Below are 21290 nucleotides of genomic sequence, written 5' to 3'. Positions count from 1 at the left end.
TGAGCGGATGTGTTAACAATGAGTATAAGAACAAGTTTAAAGAAAGTTTTACCCCCAATTTCAGTTACCGAGCAAGAAGCCTTGGATGCTGGTGATGTTTGGATTGAATCGTCAATTTATCAGGGGAAGCCTGACATGCAGGCCCTTAGAGATATTCCGGCGGCAAAGCTAACTAAAGACGAGCAAGCCTTTTTAGATGGGCCGGTTACCGAATTATTGGCAATGGTTGACGATTTTGAATTACAAAATAGCAAACATATTCCAGATGAAATTCTCACTTTCTTAAAAGTGAATAAATTTTTTGCTTTGATTATTCCTAAGAAGTTTGGAGGATTAGAATTTAGTCCTTATGCAAACTCAACGATTGTAGCCACTATTGCTGCGACAAGCGGTGCCATTGCGGTAACCGTTATGGTTCCTAATTCCTTAGGCCCTGGTGAGCTATTAATGCACTATGGTACTGAAGACCAACAAAATCAGTGGTTACCAAAGTTAAGTGTTGGCGAAGATATCCCTTGCTTTGCATTGACTGGCCCTGAAGCGGGTTCCGATGCCGGTGCAATTCCAGATGCGGCATACGTCACTAAAGGCACATGGGAAGGCGAAGAAGTTATTGGCCTAAGTGTTAGTTGGGATAAGCGTTACATTACCTTAGCTCCGATTGCCACAGTACTTGGCCTTGCTTTCAAAGTATTTGATCCAGACCATTTAATTGGTGATTCCCTAGAACTTGGTATCACCTGCGCGCTGATTCCTAAAAGCCATCCAGGTGTGGAGTTAGGTAATCGTCATGATCCAATGGGTGTGCGTTTTTATAATGGTACCACTCGGGGTGAAAACGTATTTATTCCAATGGACTTTATCATTGGTGGCCAAAAGAATATTGGTCGTGGATGGCAAATGTTAGTGGCCTGTTTAGGTGCCGGCCGCGGTATCTCATTGCCTGCTATGGGCGTTGCGACTGCACAAACTGCATTTAAATCTACTGCGGAATATTCGTTCGTACGTGAACAATTTGGTGTACCTATTGGTCGCTTCGAGGGTATTCAAGAAAAACTAGCTGACATTGCTGGAAAAACCTTTGTGTTAGAAGCGATGCGAGTTTTAACAACTGAAGGCCTTGGCTTAGGGCTTAAACCATCGGTTGTCACAGCTATTGCCAAATACCACATGACAGAATTAGGTCGCGATGTACTCAATTCAGCCATGGATGTGCAAGCAGGTAAAGCGATTCAACGTGGTCCTCAAAACACCTTGGCAAATGGATATTCGGCATTACCAATTGCGATAACGGTTGAAGGCGCGAATATTTTAACGCGTAACCTGATGATTTTTGGACAAGGTGCGATGCGTTGCCACCCTTACCTAAAAGAAATGGTTGATTTAATTCACAGTGAAGATAATTCGGCTGATAGCGAATTCAATAAAGTGTTAGGCAAGACGGTTAAATTCAGCGTGGCGAACTCGTTCCGTTCAATTTTGAATAGCTATATACCTTTTGCACGTTCAGCGAAAAGTGCGATGCCTGAAGTGAAAAAGTACGAAAAACGGCTAAATGCACTGTCGGCAAAACTTGCTCCACTGGCTGACCTTTCATTGTTAGTATTAGGCGGTGATCTGAAAAAAGCAGAGCTTTTATCTGCACGTCTAGGTGACATCATGAGCTACACCTATGCTGCCATGGCTGTTGTACGCTTTTATGAGCAAAAAGTGTCTAATCGAGCTGAAGCGTTACCCTACTTCGAGTACGCAATTCAGTGGTGTTTACAGCAAGGTGAACAAGCGCTGGTTAATTTTGTTAACAACTTCCCGAATACTGCTACCCGCGGTTTGATGAGAGTACTAACAAACACTTATAGCTCTTCGGTAAAAGGAATTTCTGATGATTTGGTTCGTCAGCTATCTGCGGCAACTATGCAGCAATCGAGCATTAAGAGCGAATTAACGCATCTAGTGAAATCTAATGTAGGTGATGGAAATTACATTAACGAACAAGCGTTCGATGCAAAACATGCGGCCATGCCTGTTCTGAAGAAGATTCAAAAGCAATTACGTCAAACTCCTGTAGTGCCGGCTTTAACCTTCGAACATATCGTGAATACCTTTGCTGACAAAGGTCTGTTAAGCACTGCTGAAGTTGCTTTAGTTATGGATTACAACGACAAACGTAAATTGGCCGTAAGAGTAGATGAATATACATTTGATTTAGAACTAGTGGATATACATAAAGCGCCCGATTCCCAGCAAGCTGACGCAGCTTAGGCGAATAACCGTTCAAAAAGCAGATAATAATATCTGCTTTTTTTTTGCCTAACTTTTACTTAATTTACCCCTCTGATGCAGGATAATTGCTGCATTGATAGCATCGGCCACAAAAAAACGCTACCATCACGGATATCCGTAAAGAATATTGTTTAATCAATATTTAGACACGACCCTCATCACAAACTCAAGATTATATAAGGTTGGATTATACGTAATGGCAAACGAGCGATTAGATAACGATCTTCCTAACATCGTTCTAGATAAAGAAGATAGAGAAGCTTTTCAACGCACAAGAGCGAAAGAAAAAACCAAATCCAAAAAATCAGGCGACTCCAATAAGGAAGATAAAAGTGGTGTTTCGGGTGCTTGGTTATTTTTAGTATTGCTGATTGCATTGGCAGCTTGTGGCGCAAGTTATTGGCTTTACCAACAAAAAATGCAAAGCGATGCTGAATTAGCTAACGCGATTAGTCGTGTAGCAGAATTAGAAAGACGCCTGTCTGCCACAGGTGAAGAAATGGACCAATCGGCTGGTGCACTTAGAGTAACTGTCTCTGAACTAACGGAAAAAACAGATGAGTTATGGGCTCAAATGGACAAGCTTTGGGCCTCAGCTTGGCGCAGAAATCAAACTGACATCAATCAACTTGCTGAAAATGTAAAACAACAAAATAGTCAAACTCAGAAGAAGTTAGGTGTCATGGAAGGTGACTTTTCAACTGTCTCAACTAACTTAGCGATATTACAAGAGCAACTGTCACAACAAGCAAATGAGTTATCGCAACTTAGTACTTTGTTAGCGGAAGTGAAATCTAGCAGTAACAATAGCGCCAGAGAAGTAGGTGATATTCAAGCGAAGCTCGTCGCTCTAGATCAAGTTAATGGCGCATTGACTCGCCGTGTCGCTGAATTAGAAAAATGGCGCAGAGATGCCCAAATCACCACCACGGTTCCCTAATCAATTTGAAATAACTGTGTAGTTAAAAACAAAAGGCTCAATATTTGTAATATTGAGCCTTTTGCTTATAAGTACTGACATTTAAAACTAACAACCCCAACAATATTCACTGGATGATAAAGAGCTACTATTGTCTTTATCCCAGGCTTTTCTTCCGTCACTGTAGAAATAAATATTGCCATCACCGGCTTGAGAAGTGCCAGACACAGGTGTTGCGGTTATCATGTAACTGTTTCCCGACGTCGAAACGCTTTCAATAGTTAGGTTATACTTTTTGTTGGCTGCTGGTTCAGATGATGGAGAATAATCATGAAATATAGCTGGTTTCCCCGTATCCGCAGCAGATTCAGCAGCTCCTTTATAACTATAGGTCGACGCTTTATGGCGCTCCATAGCTGCGGCTAAAGCCATTAAATCAGACTGGGCAGCACCTCTGTTGCTGGTTTTTAAAAAACCTTGATAACTTGGATAAGCAATACTGGTGATAATGCCAATTATGGCAACTACTATCATCAACTCAATTAACGTAAAACCCTGATTTAAATTACGTTGCATCATCATTCCTCTTGTCACTCTCTTTCAACTTCAGTTTTCCAACTGTTTTTCAACACTCGTTCGAAACGTCCATAAATATTTTCAGCTAAACACTCAAATGCGGTACCACATGCTATTGGGTCTCCATCCTCATCAACGTCAATCACTGCTGAAGTACATTCAGTACCTAAACACACCACAGGTGTCGTAATATCTTCTATTAGAATTTTAGTCTCAGGCGCGATACCCGTTTGTTGCAGTTGTGCATATCTGTCTTCATTGGACAAGTCGTCATCATAATTCAAATCAGTTACTGCGTTAGCATTGACTAGATTAACTAGATAAGCACGACTGTTCCCTGTGGGAGGTGCACAGGCGCTATCACTTGCTGACGCGGGTAAGTAGGTGGTGAAAAACAACTTATAATCAATAATTAGTGGCGAGGCTAATACCTTTTCACCACCAGCTCCTAGGGTTAAATACCAACCGTGTTTACTGGCGAACTCTGATGTTGCAATTTCCTTAACGGTATCATCGCTAGAGGTCAATGTATGAGCAGTGGCATCAAATAAATCTGAAATCAGATAGGGTGTTGCTGGTAAGGTATAATTACCATCTTCATCAAGATTAAAAACACCTTCGTCTTTAATCATGTAAAAGTGATCCTGAATTACACTATTTAGCGGTTTAGCTCGAAAGCCTGAACCAACAGCCACAGCGTAAAAGTGATCATTACCGAGGTTGATTTCTGACACATCTGGACCATAAAAGAAGCGTCTATTATCAGCCGCTGCATCGCCACCAAATTTGGCCATTACAGCTCCAGTTACAAGCTCGCTTACACCACTACCATTATGTATATCTAGTCTGAACAGTTGACCGCCCATATCAGCAACATACATATGGTCTGCAACACCGTCCCCTTCCCTGTCAATCACAGATACTCGAGCAGGAATACTGTACTGCATGTCAGTAAGCACTAGATCTGCATCAGCATTACTCGCACTCCAAATCAAACTGCCAGTATCAGCGTCTACCATATAGACCGCGTTACCAACAGAATCAGCACTGCGAATTTCTTTATCGTCTTGCGACTCATCATAGCCACCAGCAAAAATTAAAACATCTTTAGTGGTAGAACCTATTTTCACTTTAGTAACAGTAGGCCTTGACCAACTTTGTCCTAACTTTTCAAAGCCAGTGCTACCACCACTAATTTCAAATTTCAGTGCAGGTTGGGTTTTATTGGTAATATCAAATGCATAATAATTGCGGCCACCTCTGCGCATTCCTACATAAAGGTAAATACTGTCGTCAACATTGCGTAAGACCATATCGCCATCTAAACCATAAATATGATTATAAGATGAGCCGTCTTTATATAAATCATACTGATTAGTTAACAGCTCTTTGGGCATAACCGCAAAGTTTTCACTGCCCGAACTTGGATCAAATGAATGCAATAAACCGTGGTTAGTAGCGACTAAAATTGCACTATCTGTGGATGAATAATTAACGATAATAGGCTGAGAATGAATCGGGTCTCCCATAGCCAAGCGAATATCAGTGTAGTCGCCGTCCCCATCTTCATCTCTAACATCTACGCCGCGTACCCATTTAAGAATATCCGTACGCAGTTCATCCGCATCAGGTAAGGCTGAAATAGCTAAGTCATCTTTACTAATATTAGAATTACTTTCATGTATTTGATTCGCATCAACGGCTATAGAACCGGTACCTTCAAACGCATATATATTGCGCGTCAGATTCATTCTGCTTGCCGCACCACCTTCTCTAACGTCATTACCATCGGCTAATACAGACCAGTAGCTATGCGCATTTTCAGAAAAGAAACCAGTACCTTCATCTACTGCCTCTATACCATTTTGATCTAAAACTTGATCACCGTCGATGCGATAACGTTTCAAGTTTCCAGGCCATATAGCGCCTTCTGAAGGTTTAAATAAAGCAAAATAAAGCTCATCATTGTGGGTCAAGCGATTTAGCTGGTTAACCGCAACACCAGGAGACACGAAGGTCGTATTAACATCTTTAACCGTTTTTAAAATTGATGAGAAAGCGGTAACTAAATCAGCGGAATTATCGGCTTCATAGAAACCTCCGCCACCATTGATAGCGAGTTGGTTTAAAAAAGCACTGGCACTGCTGCTGGTGGCAAACCCAATGGTGTGTGTGATAATTCGAGTATCGATGACAGAGTCACCCAAATCACCGATATTTTTGACCAAATCTACACCGCATTTCTCACCACCACTTCCGGAGCAATTTTTCCCTAGCAAAGCCTCAATTTTTGACTCGCTGTGATTGTAGTTTGCTTCACCATCAGAGAGTAAAACAATATGGTTATTGGTCTGACATTGCTGATCTTGAATCGGCGTATCGTATACCGCACCTGAAGGTATGTACTCACCAACACAATAGCTAGAACTTAAATTATCTTCAGTACACCCATATGGAAGCACTGAATTATCGCCGATATAAGACAACCGGTGACTGACACGAGTGCTTCTGCGCACAGAAGATGACACTGAACTAGGACCACGTTGTAAGCCATAATCTACCGCTCGACCACCGTAATAATTTGTAGCCTCTAATAATGTATCAACTATGGGGGTATAACCATTTGCGGTTAATTCATCCACTTTACCAATCAAGTGCTCTCTTACCGTTGAGGTACTTCCTGGTGTAGATAATCCTTCATATTCAACCACTAAAACGGGAGTTGCAGAGGGTTTACCATTATATGAGTAGGCACCTCTAACACCGGTGATATCAGACACCACAAAGGACATATCATTCCCCGACTCCCAATCCCCTCGATTAACTAACTCCTGCACAATAGAAGACAAGTCTGGGGTTTCATAAGTGTAGTTCTTGTACCAACTTGGAATGCTTCCCCAGGTCACAGACGCCGAAGTTTTAGGGTCGTTTCGCAAGCGATACCTTGAATAATATTTAAAGTTACCAGGGTCGGCTTGATTAATACCTTTAATAACAAAAGAGGCACCACTGCCTGTGCGGTTTTGATATGCTGTAAAACGAATATAAGCGTTAGTGATTATTGCATTTTGTGGTAGTGCTAAGCTTCTAAATCGCATACCTACATAAGCGTTATAAGACGGATTGAAAGTTAACTCTGTCCCCGTAGATTCATAACCATTAGTGCGTTCTTCAGCATTATCATCGTTAGAAGCAACTTGATAAGTACTCGAGCCTCTCACGCAGCCGGGTGATGAAGAACTGTCATAGGCGACCACCAGTTGCACGCCCGAGCCCGAACCATCTTCAAAGGATTCGATTTTTCGGTTACTTGAACTATCCACACTTGAGCCTTCAATAATGACATTTAAGTCGTTTTGACCACACCACGTAGTTTGATCAATCACTTCTTGTATTACGTTGGTTATATCTGGTGAAGATATGGTTTGGCCGGCCAATGGCCAACTATTGTCACTACTCCAATCGACCTCATTTGAAGTTAAAGTACGGGTGGAAATATCGAAACTATTACTATTAAAAGCAGTAGCATCAGGGACCCGTTCCGCGCGTATTTTAAAAGTAGTAGCTGAAGTATTTAGCTGTGCTGAGGTAAAACGCAAATAAGCGTTGGTAATAGTCGCGCCTTGAGGAATATTGAGCTCTTGAAAACGAAAACCACTGGTCACCACCTCAGTTCCATATGAAAGCCGGATTTCAGAACTAGTCCGGTTTACACTACCCAGTATTTCATAGGCGTCATCATTGCCCTCAATTATCGTTTTGGTTAGCACCGGTAAAACACTGGAGTCTATTTGGCTCACTGGATAGAGTACGGGGCCACCGTAATCGGAAAAGCGCATTAAACCTGCATTAATATTGGTTACCGAGCCTAAGGTCTCTTTTAACGCATTTTGAACCCGCAACATCCGCGTTTGATCTGTACCATCCTTTGAGTCCATACTGCCTGAGGTATCCATAATGAACAGTACGTTGGGATAATATTCAACAGCAGCATCAGAACTGCCTAAATAAATTTCTAAATCATCAGCAAATGCTGAAAACATAATCATGCTCGAAAATATGCAAGCTAAACCAGAATGCAGCGCTTTTTTAATAGACATAAATACAACCTCGCTATTGTGACGCTGGCGCAAAAACGGATGCACTTAACGTATTAGCCACAGCAAACTTGGATCCTTCCATCCTTCCGCAACCTTTAATGATAAAAACATGACAATTAATGTTACTGCCACCAATAACATTGCTCGATCCTAAACACGCACGTTCTGCAATAAACGCTGTTCTAGACCAACTGGAAATGGCCGGATTATCATCGTATAGACCTTCAGCAACATGAACAGTATTAGTAGTCAGCCCATTGGCGGCGGTAACTGCGCGGTTTGTCCAATCGTCGTCATTGAAACAACTCATGTCATCATTAACCAAATCCACAGCGTCTCCCATTCTGGCTTGAGATAAGGGATCAAGTTTATCAGGATCAGAAAGTAACACTTCATCTTCAGATTCGAACACCACCCCAGCAATTGCAGATTCTGCTGCATCAAAAGCTAAAGATTGTTTCTCCATTGATACCGCCATTTTGTTTTGCATTAAACTACTGGATACTGAAGCCACACCAAGAACGGTTAAGCTCATTAACACCAATAGTGCAAATACCATAACTAAACCATGTTGTTTCATACTTTTATACTTCGCATTAGGTTCTTTGCATTTCGTAACGTAATTGTGGTTTCAAACAATTTAAACAGACGATTCTCGCTAGGAGAAATGGCTGTCTCATTTAATAATTTGAAACTCGGCACTGAATTTAAAAACACTTCAGCGTCACCTTTAATCAATACAGCAATTCGAATAGCCACAACTTGACCATTATCAGCTAAAATTGCAGGCAGTTGGTCGGCAGTAACGTAACTTACTGGCCGCGCAGAGTTGTCGCCAGTTAACAAATTATTGGTGTAACCGTATTGAACTTGAAAGCTTTCGACTTCATCCAGTAGGATCACTGGGGAATGTCCATCGTGTCCTACGGCCACTTTTTGTCCCCGTAACACACGTCCATCAAATCCCCTGCACTTTAGGGTTTTACCATCAACAAAATATTCGTTAACCACGAAAAACTCTTCATCATCGGCATATCCTAATTTATAACCACGACAATCCGTCTTCCCTTGCATTGCTACAGCTACTTTGTCACTCGCTCCTGACGCCCCTTGGGCAGAACCAACATCATCAAAAGCAGCAAAATCCCCAGGCAGAATAACGGGGTGGTTTCTAACAAATGCACTTTCTAAGACAATATCTTGATCGGTATTTAATGCGGGGTCTAAGATGTCGTATAAACCCGACATTAGAAGTTCGTTACGCAAACGGGTAATAATAAAGCGTCCACTTTCTTGGGTAGACGACAAAGAACGGTTCAAACGTTCAGTCAAACTGTTGCTGACTAAAACTTGAATAATGGCGCCGGTAATCAGTAGTCCAAGCGCCAAGGTGATCATAATTTCGACTAAACTAAAACCACCTTGAGAACGATTAAATGCCCTCATAACAGCACATCCAACTTAACGCAATCACGAGCTTCATCATCTTCCGATTCACACTCGTCATTTAAGGTTCGATCAATATTTTTCCAATTTTCCACCGGCCAAGATAAAAGAATGCTCACTCTTGAACCTGTGCTGCACGCCTCGCCATCAAGAGCATTGTTATCTTGACAACTAACTGCCAAGGTTACCGATGGATTCGATGACACCGCCGAACAAGATGCTTCGTAACCATCATAAACAGCAAATTGAGCCGCAGAACATTGTCCACCCGCACAATCAGGTATCGCCGCCGGTTTAGTTAAACAGAAACAGTTATAATCCGAAGCTGTACTAGCACATGAAAGGTTATTAAAATTATACACATCGCTATCAAAGTAGTTTTCATCAACCACCAAACCATCGCCAATTAGAGACATTCTAGCACTGGCTCTGAGCCTCTCACTTAGTTGCTGAGCAACCATTACCGATTGTGAACGGTTTAACGCGTCAGAATTAGAAAAAGAACTGATAAACTGCAAAGAAGCCACACCCAGTATGCCAATTGACAATATAAATAGCGTCACTAACACTTCAATCATACCTACGCCATGTTGACGTAAATAAATCTGTTGATTAGTTTTGCTATTGATCACACCCATTCCTCAATTCTCGTTTATCTTGCCGAATTTAAGTTATCTGCAGCACCTAGTATAGCCAGTAACCTTGCTTCCTAAGGAAAGACTTGCTTGATGGTAGTAAATTTAGCCTATTTGACACAAGTTTTGGTTATCGTAAGTACGGCTTAGGTATGAAAATGAGGTAGTAAAGTATAATTTTGAGAGCGTTATAAAGCGGAGGTATTCAACAAAGACAGCCATATTAAGAAAAATTAAGGCTGCCTTCGTTATGCTTTTCAATACCTTAATAAAAAGGAAAAATTAAAATAGTTGCCCAATCGAAAAGCAAATTGGCGCTTAAAACAGAAACTATATTTGACGTACTCTGAGCTCTTTAGGTACAGCAAACTCTATATTTTCTTCACGACCAGGACGTTCGTGTGCTTGTTTAGCGCCCCAACTAAGAAGTTTATCGATAACTTCCTTAACTAAAACTTCAGGCGCGGAAGCACCTGCGGTTACGCCGATATTTTTAGCGCCATCGAGCCATTCTTTTTGAATGCATTCAGCACTGTCGATTAAATGTGCTTGTGCGCCGATTTTTTCAGCAAGTTCACGAAGGCGGTTTGAATTAGAGCTATTTTGCGCACCAACAACAAGCAATACATCACAGTCTGCAGATAGCTCTCTGACCGCATCTTGTCGATTTTGAGTGGCATAACAAATATCGTCTTTGCGCGGGCCTTCGATGGCAGGAAACTTTTCCCGAAGGGCATCAATCACATCCGCTGTATCATCAACTGAAAGTGTTGTTTGACTGCAGTAATACAACTTTTGAGGGTTCTTCACTGGCACATTGGCAACGTCATCCACCGACTCCACCAGATAAATTCCACCAGCATCGTTATTGTACTGTCCCATAGTTCCCTCAACTTCAGGGTGTCCTTGGTGACCTATTAGGATACATTCAGTGCCTTTTTTACTAGCGCGCATGACTTCCATGTGTACTTTGGTAACCAGTGGACAAGTTGCGTCAAACACTTTTAAACCGCGTTTATCTGCTTCATTGCGCACCGCTTGAGATACACCATGAGCAGAGAAAATAACGATACTATCATCGGGAACTTCATTTAATTCATCAACAAACTTGGCACCACGTTGTTTCAATCCATCGACCACAAATTTATTATGGACGACCTCATGGCGTACATATATTGGCGGCGCAAAGATTTCTAACGCTCTTTCAACGATAGTGATCGCGCGGTCAACACCGGCACAGAAACCTCTTGGATTGGCTAAATGAATCTGCATAAGTTACACACTTAGCTTACGCTAAGAATCTCCACATCAAAAATTACCGTTTGACCGGCCAATGGGTGATTAAAATCGACAGTTACTGAGTCTCCAGCGACATCGCGAATAATTCCCGGAATTTCACTGCCATCTGGCTGACTAAAAGCAATGATAGCGCCCACTTCAATAGGAGTCTCAGCAGAAAAACGAGATTTATCCATATGGTGAATATTATCAGGATTAGGCATGCCAAAGGCTTCATCCGCTTGTAAGGTAAATGCCTTTTTATCACCTTCTTTCAAACCCAATAAGCAGGATTCAAAATTAGCAGTCAAACTGCCATCACCCATTTGCAGCTTAGCAGGTTTATTATTCACCCGAGTGCTATCTGCAGCTGAGCCATCAGACAATTTAAGATCAAAATGCATTAGCACCTCACTGGATTGATTAATTTCCAGCATTATCTGTTTCTCCATCTTTTTCTTTATTCTTAAACATATCAACAATTAGTAAAAATGCGCCCAAACAAATCGCGCTATCAGCGACATTAAATACCGGCCACTCATACTGTTGATAATAAACATGTAAAAAGTCGACTACGTAACCATACATAATACGATCGTAAACATTGCCAAGTGCACCACCTAGAATTAAACAAAATGCAACGGGCAACATAATTTGATGTTTTTTGGCACCTTTTAACCAACGCAAAATTACCACACTTACGGCTATCGCTATGCCAGTGAACATCCATCTTTGCCAGCCACTTGCATCATTGAGAAAACTAAATGCTGCGCCATAATTACGTGTATGAGTTAGATTGAAAAAAGGAGTAATTTGAATGGATTGATACAACTCCATTGCAGCTAGCACTGCATGCTTACTCCACTGATCTAGCACTAAGGTTAAAACAGTAAGCCATAAAAAACGTAATCCGGTTTGAGAGAATAAATTAAGCATATTGTCTCGACTCACCAGCACCTTCTACATTGTCTACGCAACGATGACACAACTCAGGATGAGTTTGGTCAGTACCTACATCTGCTCGATGGTGCCAACAGCGAACACACTTGGCATCCTCTGATTTCACAATCTCCAACCATAAATCGGCGATTTCAGTGCCAATTGCGTTGTCAGGCTTAGCTGAAGCTTCGACTACTTTCGCTGTGGAGGTAATCAACACAAAACGCAATTCATCTTGCAATTGTAAAAGCTTAGCGGCTAATTCTTTGCCTGCATACAGGGTCACTTGAGCTTCAAGTGAAGCACCTAATTTACCCTCTTTTCGCTGTTGCTCTAAAGCTCTATTTACCTGCTCTTTGACTGCAAGTACCTGTAACCAAAAAGCATTATCGAAGCTACCAGCGCTAGATTGTTTCGGTAAACCATCGTACCAAGTACCAGTAAACACGAATTCGTCACGTTTACCTGGCATTTCCTGCCACAGCTCTTGTGCAGTAAAGCTAGTAATGGGTGCCATCCAGCGTACTAATGCTTCAACAATGTGGTACAACGCGGTTTGACAAGAACGTCTAGCATGTCCATCTGCCTTAGCAGTGTACTGACGGTCTTTAATGATATCTAAGTAGAAACTACCTAATTCAATCGAACAAAACTGCATCATTTTTTGGCTTACAACCAATAAATCATACTTTTCGTAAGCTTGAATAATGTCATTTTGAATTTCTGCAGCACGTCCAACCGCCCATTTATCCAGTTCAACCAACTCATCAAAAGGCACTAAATCTGTTTCCGGATTAAAGCCATTCAAGTTAGCTAGAAGGAATCTCGCGGTATTACGTATACGGCGATAGGAATCCGCTGAACGTTTTAAAATTTCATCCGATACTGCAATTTCACTGCGATAATCGGTAGAGGCAACCCACAAGCGCAAAATGTCCGCGCCTAATTTATTAATCACTTCCTGAGGAGCGACGGTGTTACCGATAGACTTTGACATCTTCTTACCTTCACCATCAACGGTAAAGCCATGAGTTAACACTTGCTTGTATGGAGCATGTCCTTTTTCAGCCACACTGGTCATCAATGATGACATAAACCATCCGCGGTGTTGGTCTGAGCCTTCAAGATATAAATCAGCTGAAGCAGGAATATCATCTCTACTGTCCACCACAAAGTGATGAGTGACACCTGAATCGAACCAGACGTCTAAGGTATCTGGAACTTTTACAAACTCTGTTGCGTCGTCACCCAAAAACGCCTGAGTGTCGATGTCCCACCAAGCTTGGATCCCACTTTTTTCAACTAACTTCGCTACTTTTTCCAACAGTTCATCGGTATTTGGATGCAGTTCACCGGTATCTTTATGAACAAATAAAGCGATTGGCACACCCCACGTACGTTGGCGTGAGATACACCAATCAGGACGTCCTTCGACCATACTCTCTATTCGGCTTTGCCCCCATTCTGGTATCCATTGGGTTTTCGCGATTTCGGCCAAAGATTGTTGACGTAACCCATTTTTGTCCATGCTGATAAACCATTGGGGAGTTGCACGGAAAATAATTGGCGTTTTGTGACGCCAGCAATGAGGGTAACTATGCGTATAAGCATGATGGTGAACCAAAGCTTTGCGCTCCACTAACACATCAACAATGTGAGAGTTAGCTTTTAGTACGTGCTCGCCTTCAAACAATTCAGTGCCAGGCAAATATACACCGTTTGCACCCACTGGATTAGCGACTTCTAAACCGTACTTTGCACCAACGTTAAAATCGTCGACACCATGACCAGGCGCCGTATGTACACAGCCAGTACCGGACTCAGTGGTAACATGGTCACCTAAAATAATAGGTACCGTAAAGTCGTAAAATGGATGCCATATATGTTGATTTTCTAATGCATCACCATGGCAATAACCTAACGCGTGATAATGTTCAATGCCAAAACGGTCCATACAAGAACTAACCAAATCGGACGCTATCACCAATCTTTCAGGCTTATCACCCTCAACTTGCACTAAGGTATACTCAAGTTGCGGACTCACACAAACAGCTCTGTTGGCAGGTAACGTCCATGGTGTTGTCGTCCAGATAACCACTGAAACGGGACCTTCTCCCACGTGATTTTCTGGATGTTTAAAGGCTTCTGCTATGGCGTCTTGATCTTGCGCACTAAAACGCACATCAATCGAAGGTGACTGTTTGTCTTGATATTCAACTTCCGCTTCAGCTAGAGCCGAACCACAGTCAGTACACCAATGAACAGGTTTAAAGCCTTTTTCCATATGACCTGAACGCACTATACCGCCAAGTGCCCGAATGATGTCGGCCTCTGAGGTAAAGTCCATTGTTTTATAGGGTCTGTCCCATTCGCCTAAAACACCAAGGCGAATAAAATCACTTTTTTGTCCGGCTATTTGACGTTCAGCATACTCGCGACATTTTTGTCTGAATTCAGCTGCAGTGACCTTCTTACCTGGTTTGCCTACCTTTTTTTCAACTTGTAGTTCAATAGGCAGACCATGACAGTCCCACCCAGGCACATAAGGCGCATCAAAGTCAGATAGAGTCTTAGATTTAACAATAACGTCTTTAAGAATTTTATTTACCGCATGACCGATGTGAATATCACCATTCGCATATGGAGGGCCGTCATGCAAAATAAAAGGTGTTTTGCCTTTTTTAGCATCGCGAATAGCATGGTAAAGTTTTTTCTGAGTCCATTGCTTCAGCATTTGCGGTTCCCGATTAGCCAAATTTCCGCGCATTGGGAAGTCTGTTTCGGGTAAATTTAACGTATGTTTATAATCGCTCATTGAGGCTAAAATCCAATTCTTAAATCTATTTTAATCAGCACACAAAAGCTCACGAGCTATTTGTGCATCGAACTCTATTTGTTTTTTCAATAGTTCGAATGACTCGAACTTAATTTCGTCTCTTAACTTCTTAATAAATTCCACTTGAATCAACTGCCCATATATTTGTTTATTAAAATCAAACATATGAACTTCAAGCTGAGAACGTTGACCATTTACTGTAGGACGGATCCCCACATTAGCAACGCCATTTAAGTAAGCACCATCTAATCTTACTTTTACTGCAAACACGCCTTGAATTGGTGTTTGACATCGTTTCAACAAAACATTTGCCGTAGGGAAACCTATTGTTCTCCCACGTTTTTCACCATGAACCACTTTACCGGCAATGGCAAAAGGCCTGCCTAACATCGCTTCTGCTTCTGAGATATCCCCATTTGCCAAAGCGGTGCGTATTTCAGTAGAACTAATACGGCAATCTTTACGTAAAAAACTCCGAGTACTAACGACTTTGTATCCGTACTTGTCGGCATTTTGCTCTAGTAATGTAAAATCACCTTGTCGCCCTTTGCCAAAGCGGAAATCATCGCCTACCACTAAAAACTTGATACCCAACTTTTCAACAAGCAGGTGTTTAATGAAATAATTAGCGGTTTGGCTTGCAAACTCTCGGTCAAACTTAATACATAACAGGCGATCAACGCCAACCAATCTAAGTTGTTCGAATTTATCCCGCAATCGACTTAATCGCGCTGGCGCATCTTCAGGCGTAAAAACTTCTTCAGGTTGAGGTTCAAATACCATAACGGTGGAAGGCAACCCAAGATTTTTAGCCTGTAGAACCAAATTTCGCAAAACGGCTTGATGACCTAAATGTACACCATCAAATTTGCCAATTGTTAACACGCATCCTTTGTGGTCCTCGCGGATGTTGTGTAAACCTCGGATCAATTCCACTGCTTTCCTCAATTCAATAACTAAATTATTTCACTTCGATCAAAGGCGGGAATTATAACGAACTGTGCAAGTAAAGAAAGTCAATCGGTGTTATATACTAGCAAAAGTAGGTATTAGTGGACAAAACTCACAAAAACCAAGGAATTTATCGGTTTAATATCTAGGTTTATTCGCTGATTGATTGTTTTACTGAACTTTATGGGTACCGACGAAACTGCTTGTTCGAACCCCAACTAGCAGTAAGGTGACTACAAAGGATAAAAATCCAAACACTATTAGCTTGGCTAATTCGTATGCTTTTGAAAGCGTGTCCATGTTCTGCCAAATCGTCACATCAGCATTAAAAAATTGTATGACTGACACCATCACCACACAACCGGCTAGTATTTTAAGCAAAAACACACAAGTATTAGCTGTAATTTGAAACACCCCTAAACGATGTAACTGCACGTACAAAAGTGTTGCATTCATGGTTGCCGACATAGCCGTTGCGATAGCAAGACCGACATAACCATAAGGAATGGCTAATGCGATGTTAAAAAATATGTTAGCCACCATGCAATAAATACCGTAACGCACAGGGGTTTTGAGATCTTGTCGAGAGTAGAAGCCAGGTGCCAGTACCTTCACTAACATAAAGCTCAATAAACCAGTGGAATAGGCCATTAAACTATAAGACGCCATAGTGGCATCTTGCGCGGTGAAAGCACCGCCATAAAATATGGTTAATAACATAGGTTCAGCCAGCACAAATAAACCAGCCGCTGCCGGCGCCCCAAGCAAACACACAACCTTTATTCCCCAGTCCATACTGTTGCTAAAGGATTGTCTATCTTGACTCACATACTGTTTTGAAAGGGTTGGTAGAATAACAGTCGCAATAGCAATACCGAAAAGCCCTAACGGAAACTCCAATAACCTATCGGAATAGTAAAGCCAACTAACCGAACCTGTCATTAATGTGGTGGCAATCATAGTATCGATAAGTAGATTGATTTGACTCACAGATACACCGAACAGCGCGGGGATCATCAAACGTCTGACTTTACGAACTTTAGGATCAGACCAAGCCCATTTGGGCTTAACTAGCACACCAGCGCGATATAAAAATGGAATTTGAAATAGTAATTGCAACATTCCGCCTGTAAAAACACCCCAGGCCAGCGCGAACTCTGGATTTTCAAAATACGGAGATAAATACAGTGCGCAACTGATAATCGCCACATTTAGCAGCACAGGCGTAAACGCCGCAACCGCAAATTTATTCAGCGTATTTAATATGGCACCAGACAAACCAGTTAGCGAAACAAAAAATAGATACGGAAAGGTAATTTTCAGCATTAAAGCAAAGGGTTCGAATTTATCCCCTTGCGGGCCGTCATTTAAATAATCAACAAACCAACCTGCGCCAAAAAGCGCCGCCACGACTGGCGAACCTATTACCCCTAAAAGAGTGACTATGGTTACAATGACACCTAAGGTACCTGAAACTTTTGCGATAAATAACTTGAGATGCTCTTCATCACCCTCACTTTTCACTTCAGATAAGACCGGAATAAAGGCTTGAGCAAACGCCCCTTCAGCGAATAAACGACGTAAAAAATTGGGAATTTTATTCGCGACTAAAAAAACGTCAGCGGCTGCGCCCGCACCGAGCATGTTGGCCACCACCACATCACGTATTAGGCCAAGTATGCGCGACAAAAACGTCATAAATGAGACAATGACACCGGACTTAAGCAGTTTTTTTGACAAAAATGATTCCTTTACACCGTAGCCGGTAAAAACAGGGGGGTATTATGCGCGATAAAGTAGAACAGAGTCTATACTCTCCCCTGAATCCAAGGTAAATTAGAATACTTGATGTAAATATCGATTATTCCTTTAAAACTGTTTGACAAAGGCCTATCAAATAGGCACAATCTGCGCCCTTGAATTTTGACTAGATTTTTTTCGGGAGTTTCAAATTGGCTAACATTAAGTCTGCTAAGAAACGCGCAATCCAAGCAGAAAAACGCCGCCAGCATAACGCTAGCCGTCGTTCAATGGTACGTACTTACCTTAAGAAAGTAATCGCTGCTATTGCTGCTGGTGATAAAGAAGCTGCTACAGCTGCTTTCACTACAGCTACTCCTTTGCTTGACCGTATGGCAACCAAAGGTTTGATCCACAAAAACAAAGCTGCTCGTCATAAGAGCCGTCTTGCTTCACAGATCAAAGCTCTATAATTACGCGTTTAGTAATACATTAGAAAAAGCGCTTATGGCGCTTTTTTTATGCCTGCAATTTGATATCTCCACGAATCCTGTCAATTTAATGCCAATTTGATTAGCTTTAGGCCTGCCTGCCGTGGCAAACGAATTTTCCTTGGCCTGTCATCATTTATTCAAATAAACGTCACTAATTTGTAAATACCGTCCGTTAACTTGCAAACCCCATAAACAAAACTTAATTACCTTACAGCTTCGGTGAAGGGTAAGGGTTTTATTTGTTCTGCTTTCTACTTCACGTTTATGGTGCGCACATGAAAAAACAATATAGAACGGTTTGGTTGTCTGATATCCATTTAGGTAGCAAAGACTGTAAAGCCGAATATCTACTCGACTTCCTGAGCAACCACCAATTCGAAACCATTTATTTGGTAGGTGACATTATTGATATGTGGGCGATGAGTAAGCAGTTTCGTTGGCCAGATAGCCACAATCAGGTTCTGCATAAAATTTGGCAATTATCACAAACTGAAACCAAGGTAATTTACTTACCAGGCAATCATGACCAACCATTGCAAAAATATAATGGCATGGAGTTTGGTCATATCAAAGTAGTGCGGGACACCATCCACATCACCCAGGACCATAAAAAACTATTGGTTTTACATGGCGACCAATTTGACCAAGAAGTGTGCTTCGGACCAGTCCATGCGTGGATTGGCGATAAAGCTTACGACTTATTATTGTTTATAAACCGTTGGTTCAATCGTATTCAAACCCTGCGTGGCAAACCTTATTGGTCACTGGCGGGACATATTAAAAAGCATATTAAAGGGGCCAGTTTAGCCATTGAGAGATATAAACAAGCCTGTTGTGAACGAGCAACTAGTCGCGGCTTAGATGGTGTGGTTTGCGGTCATATTCATCACCCTGAAATATGCACAAAACGTGATGCTACTTATTTCAATGATGGAGATTGGATAGAAAACTGTTCAGCGCTGACGGAAAATGCAGAAGGTCAATTACAGCTGGTGTATTGGACTCAATTAGCTGAAAAAGCTCAGGTAATACCGATAAAAACTGACGAGAAATCAAAAAATTCGCAAGCAGCCTAAAAGCATATTAAGACAATGCAACGTCACAAATTTGCAAGAAATGTGGCGTTAAATTGTCATATTTGCAACGTAACATCCGCCAAAATGCAGACACATTAAGGTGTGAATATGTTCACTGTTGAAGAAGTTATAAAAAAACATTACCCACAAGCAGAAAACAACCCTTGGCTTTCGAAACCGCTGCAATTCGCCTTACGACACTTACTTCATGAAAAAGAAATGTTGGAATTTGGGCAGACCTATCCAAATATCCAAGGCATTGATTTTATTGAGCAGGTACTGGAATACTTTAATATTAGTTACTCCGTTAGAGATATTGAAAAAGAACGCATCCCAAGCTCAGGACGGGTTGTGGTGATTGCTAACCACCCTATCGGCTCGCTAGACGCCTTAGCGTTATTAAAATTGTTATGTGCAATAAGACCCGACGTAAAAGTCGTTGCCAATCAGATGTTGATGACCTTAGAGCCACTACAAGACATGTTACTGCCAGTCAATAACATGCATGGAGGCACCCCTAAAGAGCATCTTCAAAATATTCATCAACATCTTAAGCAAGAAGGGGCTGTGCTGATTTTTCCTGCTGGCGAAGTCTCACGTTTACGTCCTCAAGGCGTTAGAGACACACGCTGGAATTCAGGTTTTTTGAAAATTGCTCGCTCTACAAACTCCCCCATCTTGCCAACTTTTATTGACGCCAAAAATTCACCACTTTTCTACGGCGTTTCCATGTTATACAAACCTTTGGCTACCGCGTTATTGGTCAAAGAAATGTTCAAACAAAAACGCAAACATTTACCCATTCGAATAGGCGAAATAGTGCCGGTAGAGTCATACAACCACAACACCTTATCGCGCACTCAACATGTCAAATTATTCAAAAAACACCTGTATAAAATCGCGTCAGGTAAACGTGGTGTTTATAAAACCCAAACGGCCATCGCACTACCAGAGAACCGTAAAACATTGTCGAAAGCCATTAAAGCAGAATGCGAGTTATTGGGTGAAACCGGTGATGGCAAGCTTATCTATTTATATCAATATGCTAAATCATCTCCGATTATGCGTGAAATAGGACGACTTAGAGAGGTGGCTTTTCGTGCTGTGGGTGAAGGCAGTAATAGGCGCAGAGATATTGATAAGTTTGACAATCATTACTTACAGCTGATCTTATGGGATAGAGATGATCTGGAAATTGCCGGAGCTTACCGCATTGGTGATGCAAAAAGAATTGTCGAAAAATATGGCATAGATGGACTTTATTCAAGTACTTTGTTTAATTACCAAGACAGCATGACCCCCTACTTTGAACAAGGGTTAGAGCTGGGGCGAAGTTTTGTACAACCACGCTATTGGGGTAGACGCAGCTTAGATTATTTGTGGTACGGAATAGGCGCTTTTATCCAGAAAAATCCTCAATACCGCTATTTATTCGGTCCTGTTAGTTTAAGTAACTCTTATCCTAGCGCGGCAAAAAGTATGATTGTGCAGTTTTATCAGTTGTATTTTCCACCGCAGGAACATCTGGCCAGTTCAAAGCTACCCTATGAGATGAGCGAACAACTCACTTCACCATTTACTGGTGAAAATTACAAACAAGACTTCACGACGTTAAAACACTTATTAGCGAATATGGGCATGCTTGTACCAACCTTGTATAAGCAATATTCTGAGACTTACGATGATAATGGTCTGCAATTTTTGGACTTTAATATCGATCCTGACTTTAACGACTGTATTGATGGGCTAGTTTTGGGCGATATTTCCAAAATGAAAGCTAAAAAGCAACAGCGTTATCTGCAGCAGGATATTAAAAAAGCTAGCTAACTTAGAATGCAAGTAAAAGCCTAACCAGTGGATATTCACGATTCACCATTGACTATTGCTGTTGAATCGCATTATCGTTGATAGCATCTGAGCTACTTTAGCCACTTGCTAGCTCTACGCTGATGTTAGGAGGAATACATTGCTGCGCTTTTTATTTTTAATACCCATTGCGCTATTCCTGATTTGGATA

Annotated in this window: 16 protein-coding genes; 5 read left to right on the top strand and 11 right to left on the bottom strand. The window is 41.6% G+C overall.

Translation table 11 applies throughout. The features are described 5' to 3' along the window. Positions 1-18 precede the first annotated feature (18 nt). Positions 19-2262 carry an acyl-CoA dehydrogenase gene (locus ABWV72_RS07285; protein ID WP_353369618.1) on the top strand — a complete coding sequence of 748 codons (2244 nt, stop codon included), beginning with the start codon at positions 19-21 and terminating at the stop codon, positions 2260-2262. Between the two features lie 217 nt (positions 2263-2479). After that, a complete protein-coding gene (locus tag ABWV72_RS07280) occupies positions 2480-3223 on the top strand; it encodes a hypothetical protein (protein ID WP_216049981.1) in 744 nt (247 codons plus the stop codon). A gap of 87 nt (positions 3224-3310) precedes the next feature. Here the strand turns inward: ABWV72_RS07280 and ABWV72_RS07275 are convergent, their stop codons facing one another. The 11 genes from ABWV72_RS07275 to murJ all read right to left on the bottom strand — a co-directional run bounded on the left by ABWV72_RS07275 (position 3311) and on the right by murJ (position 17703). After that, a complete protein-coding gene (locus ABWV72_RS07275; RefSeq protein WP_436792310.1) occupies positions 3311-3781 on the bottom strand; it encodes a type IV pilin protein in 471 nt (156 codons plus the stop codon). A gap of 11 nt (positions 3782-3792) precedes the next feature. After that, positions 3793-7878: a PilC/PilY family type IV pilus protein gene (locus ABWV72_RS07270; RefSeq protein ID WP_353369615.1), complete on the bottom strand. Its 4086-nt coding sequence runs from the start codon at positions 7876-7878 to the stop codon at positions 3793-3795. A gap of 13 nt (positions 7879-7891) precedes the next feature. Further along, positions 7892-8458: a pilus assembly PilX family protein gene (locus tag ABWV72_RS07265; protein WP_216049978.1), complete on the bottom strand. Its 567-nt coding sequence runs from the start codon at positions 8456-8458 to the stop codon at positions 7892-7894. Further along, on the bottom strand, positions 8455-9324 hold the full coding sequence (locus ABWV72_RS07260; RefSeq protein ID WP_216049977.1) for a PilW family protein: 870 nt from the start codon (positions 9322-9324) through the stop codon (positions 8455-8457). Before ABWV72_RS07260 ends, ABWV72_RS07265 begins: the two co-directional genes overlap by 4 nt. Further along, positions 9321-9962, bottom strand: a complete 642-nt coding sequence (gene pilV / locus ABWV72_RS07255) for a type IV pilus modification protein PilV (RefSeq protein ID WP_216049976.1) — start codon at positions 9960-9962, stop codon at positions 9321-9323. Before pilV ends, ABWV72_RS07260 begins: the two co-directional genes overlap by 4 nt. A gap of 327 nt (positions 9963-10289) precedes the next feature. After that, positions 10290-11231 (bottom strand): 4-hydroxy-3-methylbut-2-enyl diphosphate reductase, encoded by a 942-nt coding sequence (gene ispH / locus ABWV72_RS07250; RefSeq protein ID WP_216049975.1) that lies wholly within the window; start codon positions 11229-11231, stop codon positions 10290-10292. Positions 11232-11242: 11 nt separating this feature from the next. Continuing rightward, positions 11243-11674, bottom strand: a complete 432-nt coding sequence (gene fkpB / locus ABWV72_RS07245; protein ID WP_216049974.1) for an FKBP-type peptidyl-prolyl cis-trans isomerase — start codon at positions 11672-11674, stop codon at positions 11243-11245. Further along, the gene (lspA, locus tag ABWV72_RS07240; RefSeq protein WP_216049973.1) at positions 11661-12173 is read right to left on the bottom strand and encodes a signal peptidase II; all 513 of its coding nucleotides are present in this window, start codon (positions 12171-12173) and stop codon (positions 11661-11663) included. The genes fkpB and lspA overlap by 14 nt, the downstream gene beginning before the upstream one ends. Then, the gene (gene ileS / locus ABWV72_RS07235) at positions 12166-14991 is read right to left on the bottom strand and encodes an isoleucine--tRNA ligase (protein WP_353369611.1); all 2826 of its coding nucleotides are present in this window, start codon (positions 14989-14991) and stop codon (positions 12166-12168) included. The genes lspA and ileS overlap by 8 nt, the downstream gene beginning before the upstream one ends. Before the next feature lie 30 nt (positions 14992-15021). Next, the gene (gene ribF, locus ABWV72_RS07230; protein WP_353369609.1) at positions 15022-15948 is read right to left on the bottom strand and encodes a bifunctional riboflavin kinase/FAD synthetase; all 927 of its coding nucleotides are present in this window, start codon (positions 15946-15948) and stop codon (positions 15022-15024) included. A gap of 186 nt (positions 15949-16134) precedes the next feature. Continuing rightward, a complete protein-coding gene (murJ, locus tag ABWV72_RS07225) occupies positions 16135-17703 on the bottom strand; it encodes a murein biosynthesis integral membrane protein MurJ (RefSeq protein WP_216049970.1) in 1569 nt (522 codons plus the stop codon). A 212-nt stretch (positions 17704-17915) separates the two neighbouring features. Between murJ and rpsT the strand changes: the two genes are divergently transcribed. The 3 genes from rpsT to olsF all read left to right on the top strand — a co-directional run bounded on the left by rpsT (position 17916) and on the right by olsF (position 21100). After that, positions 17916-18176: a 30S ribosomal protein S20 gene (gene rpsT / locus ABWV72_RS07220; protein WP_216049969.1), complete on the top strand. Its 261-nt coding sequence runs from the start codon at positions 17916-17918 to the stop codon at positions 18174-18176. Positions 18177-18472: 296 nt separating this feature from the next. Continuing rightward, complete coding sequence (locus ABWV72_RS07215; protein ID WP_216049968.1) at positions 18473-19273, top strand: UDP-2,3-diacylglucosamine diphosphatase; 801 nt, start codon at positions 18473-18475, stop codon at positions 19271-19273. A 108-nt stretch (positions 19274-19381) separates the two neighbouring features. Then, positions 19382-21100, top strand: a complete 1719-nt coding sequence (olsF, locus tag ABWV72_RS07210; protein ID WP_342807222.1) for a bifunctional ornithine lipid synthase OlsF — start codon at positions 19382-19384, stop codon at positions 21098-21100. Positions 21101-21290 lie beyond the last annotated feature (190 nt).

The sequence above is a fragment of the Aliiglaciecola sp. NS0011-25 genome (genome assembly GCF_040370605.1).
GTDB classification, from domain to species: domain Bacteria; phylum Pseudomonadota; class Gammaproteobacteria; order Enterobacterales; family Alteromonadaceae; genus Aliiglaciecola; species Aliiglaciecola lipolytica_A.
Note: the sequence above shows the minus strand (reverse complement) of the source record. Positions and strands in the feature narration are given on the sequence as shown.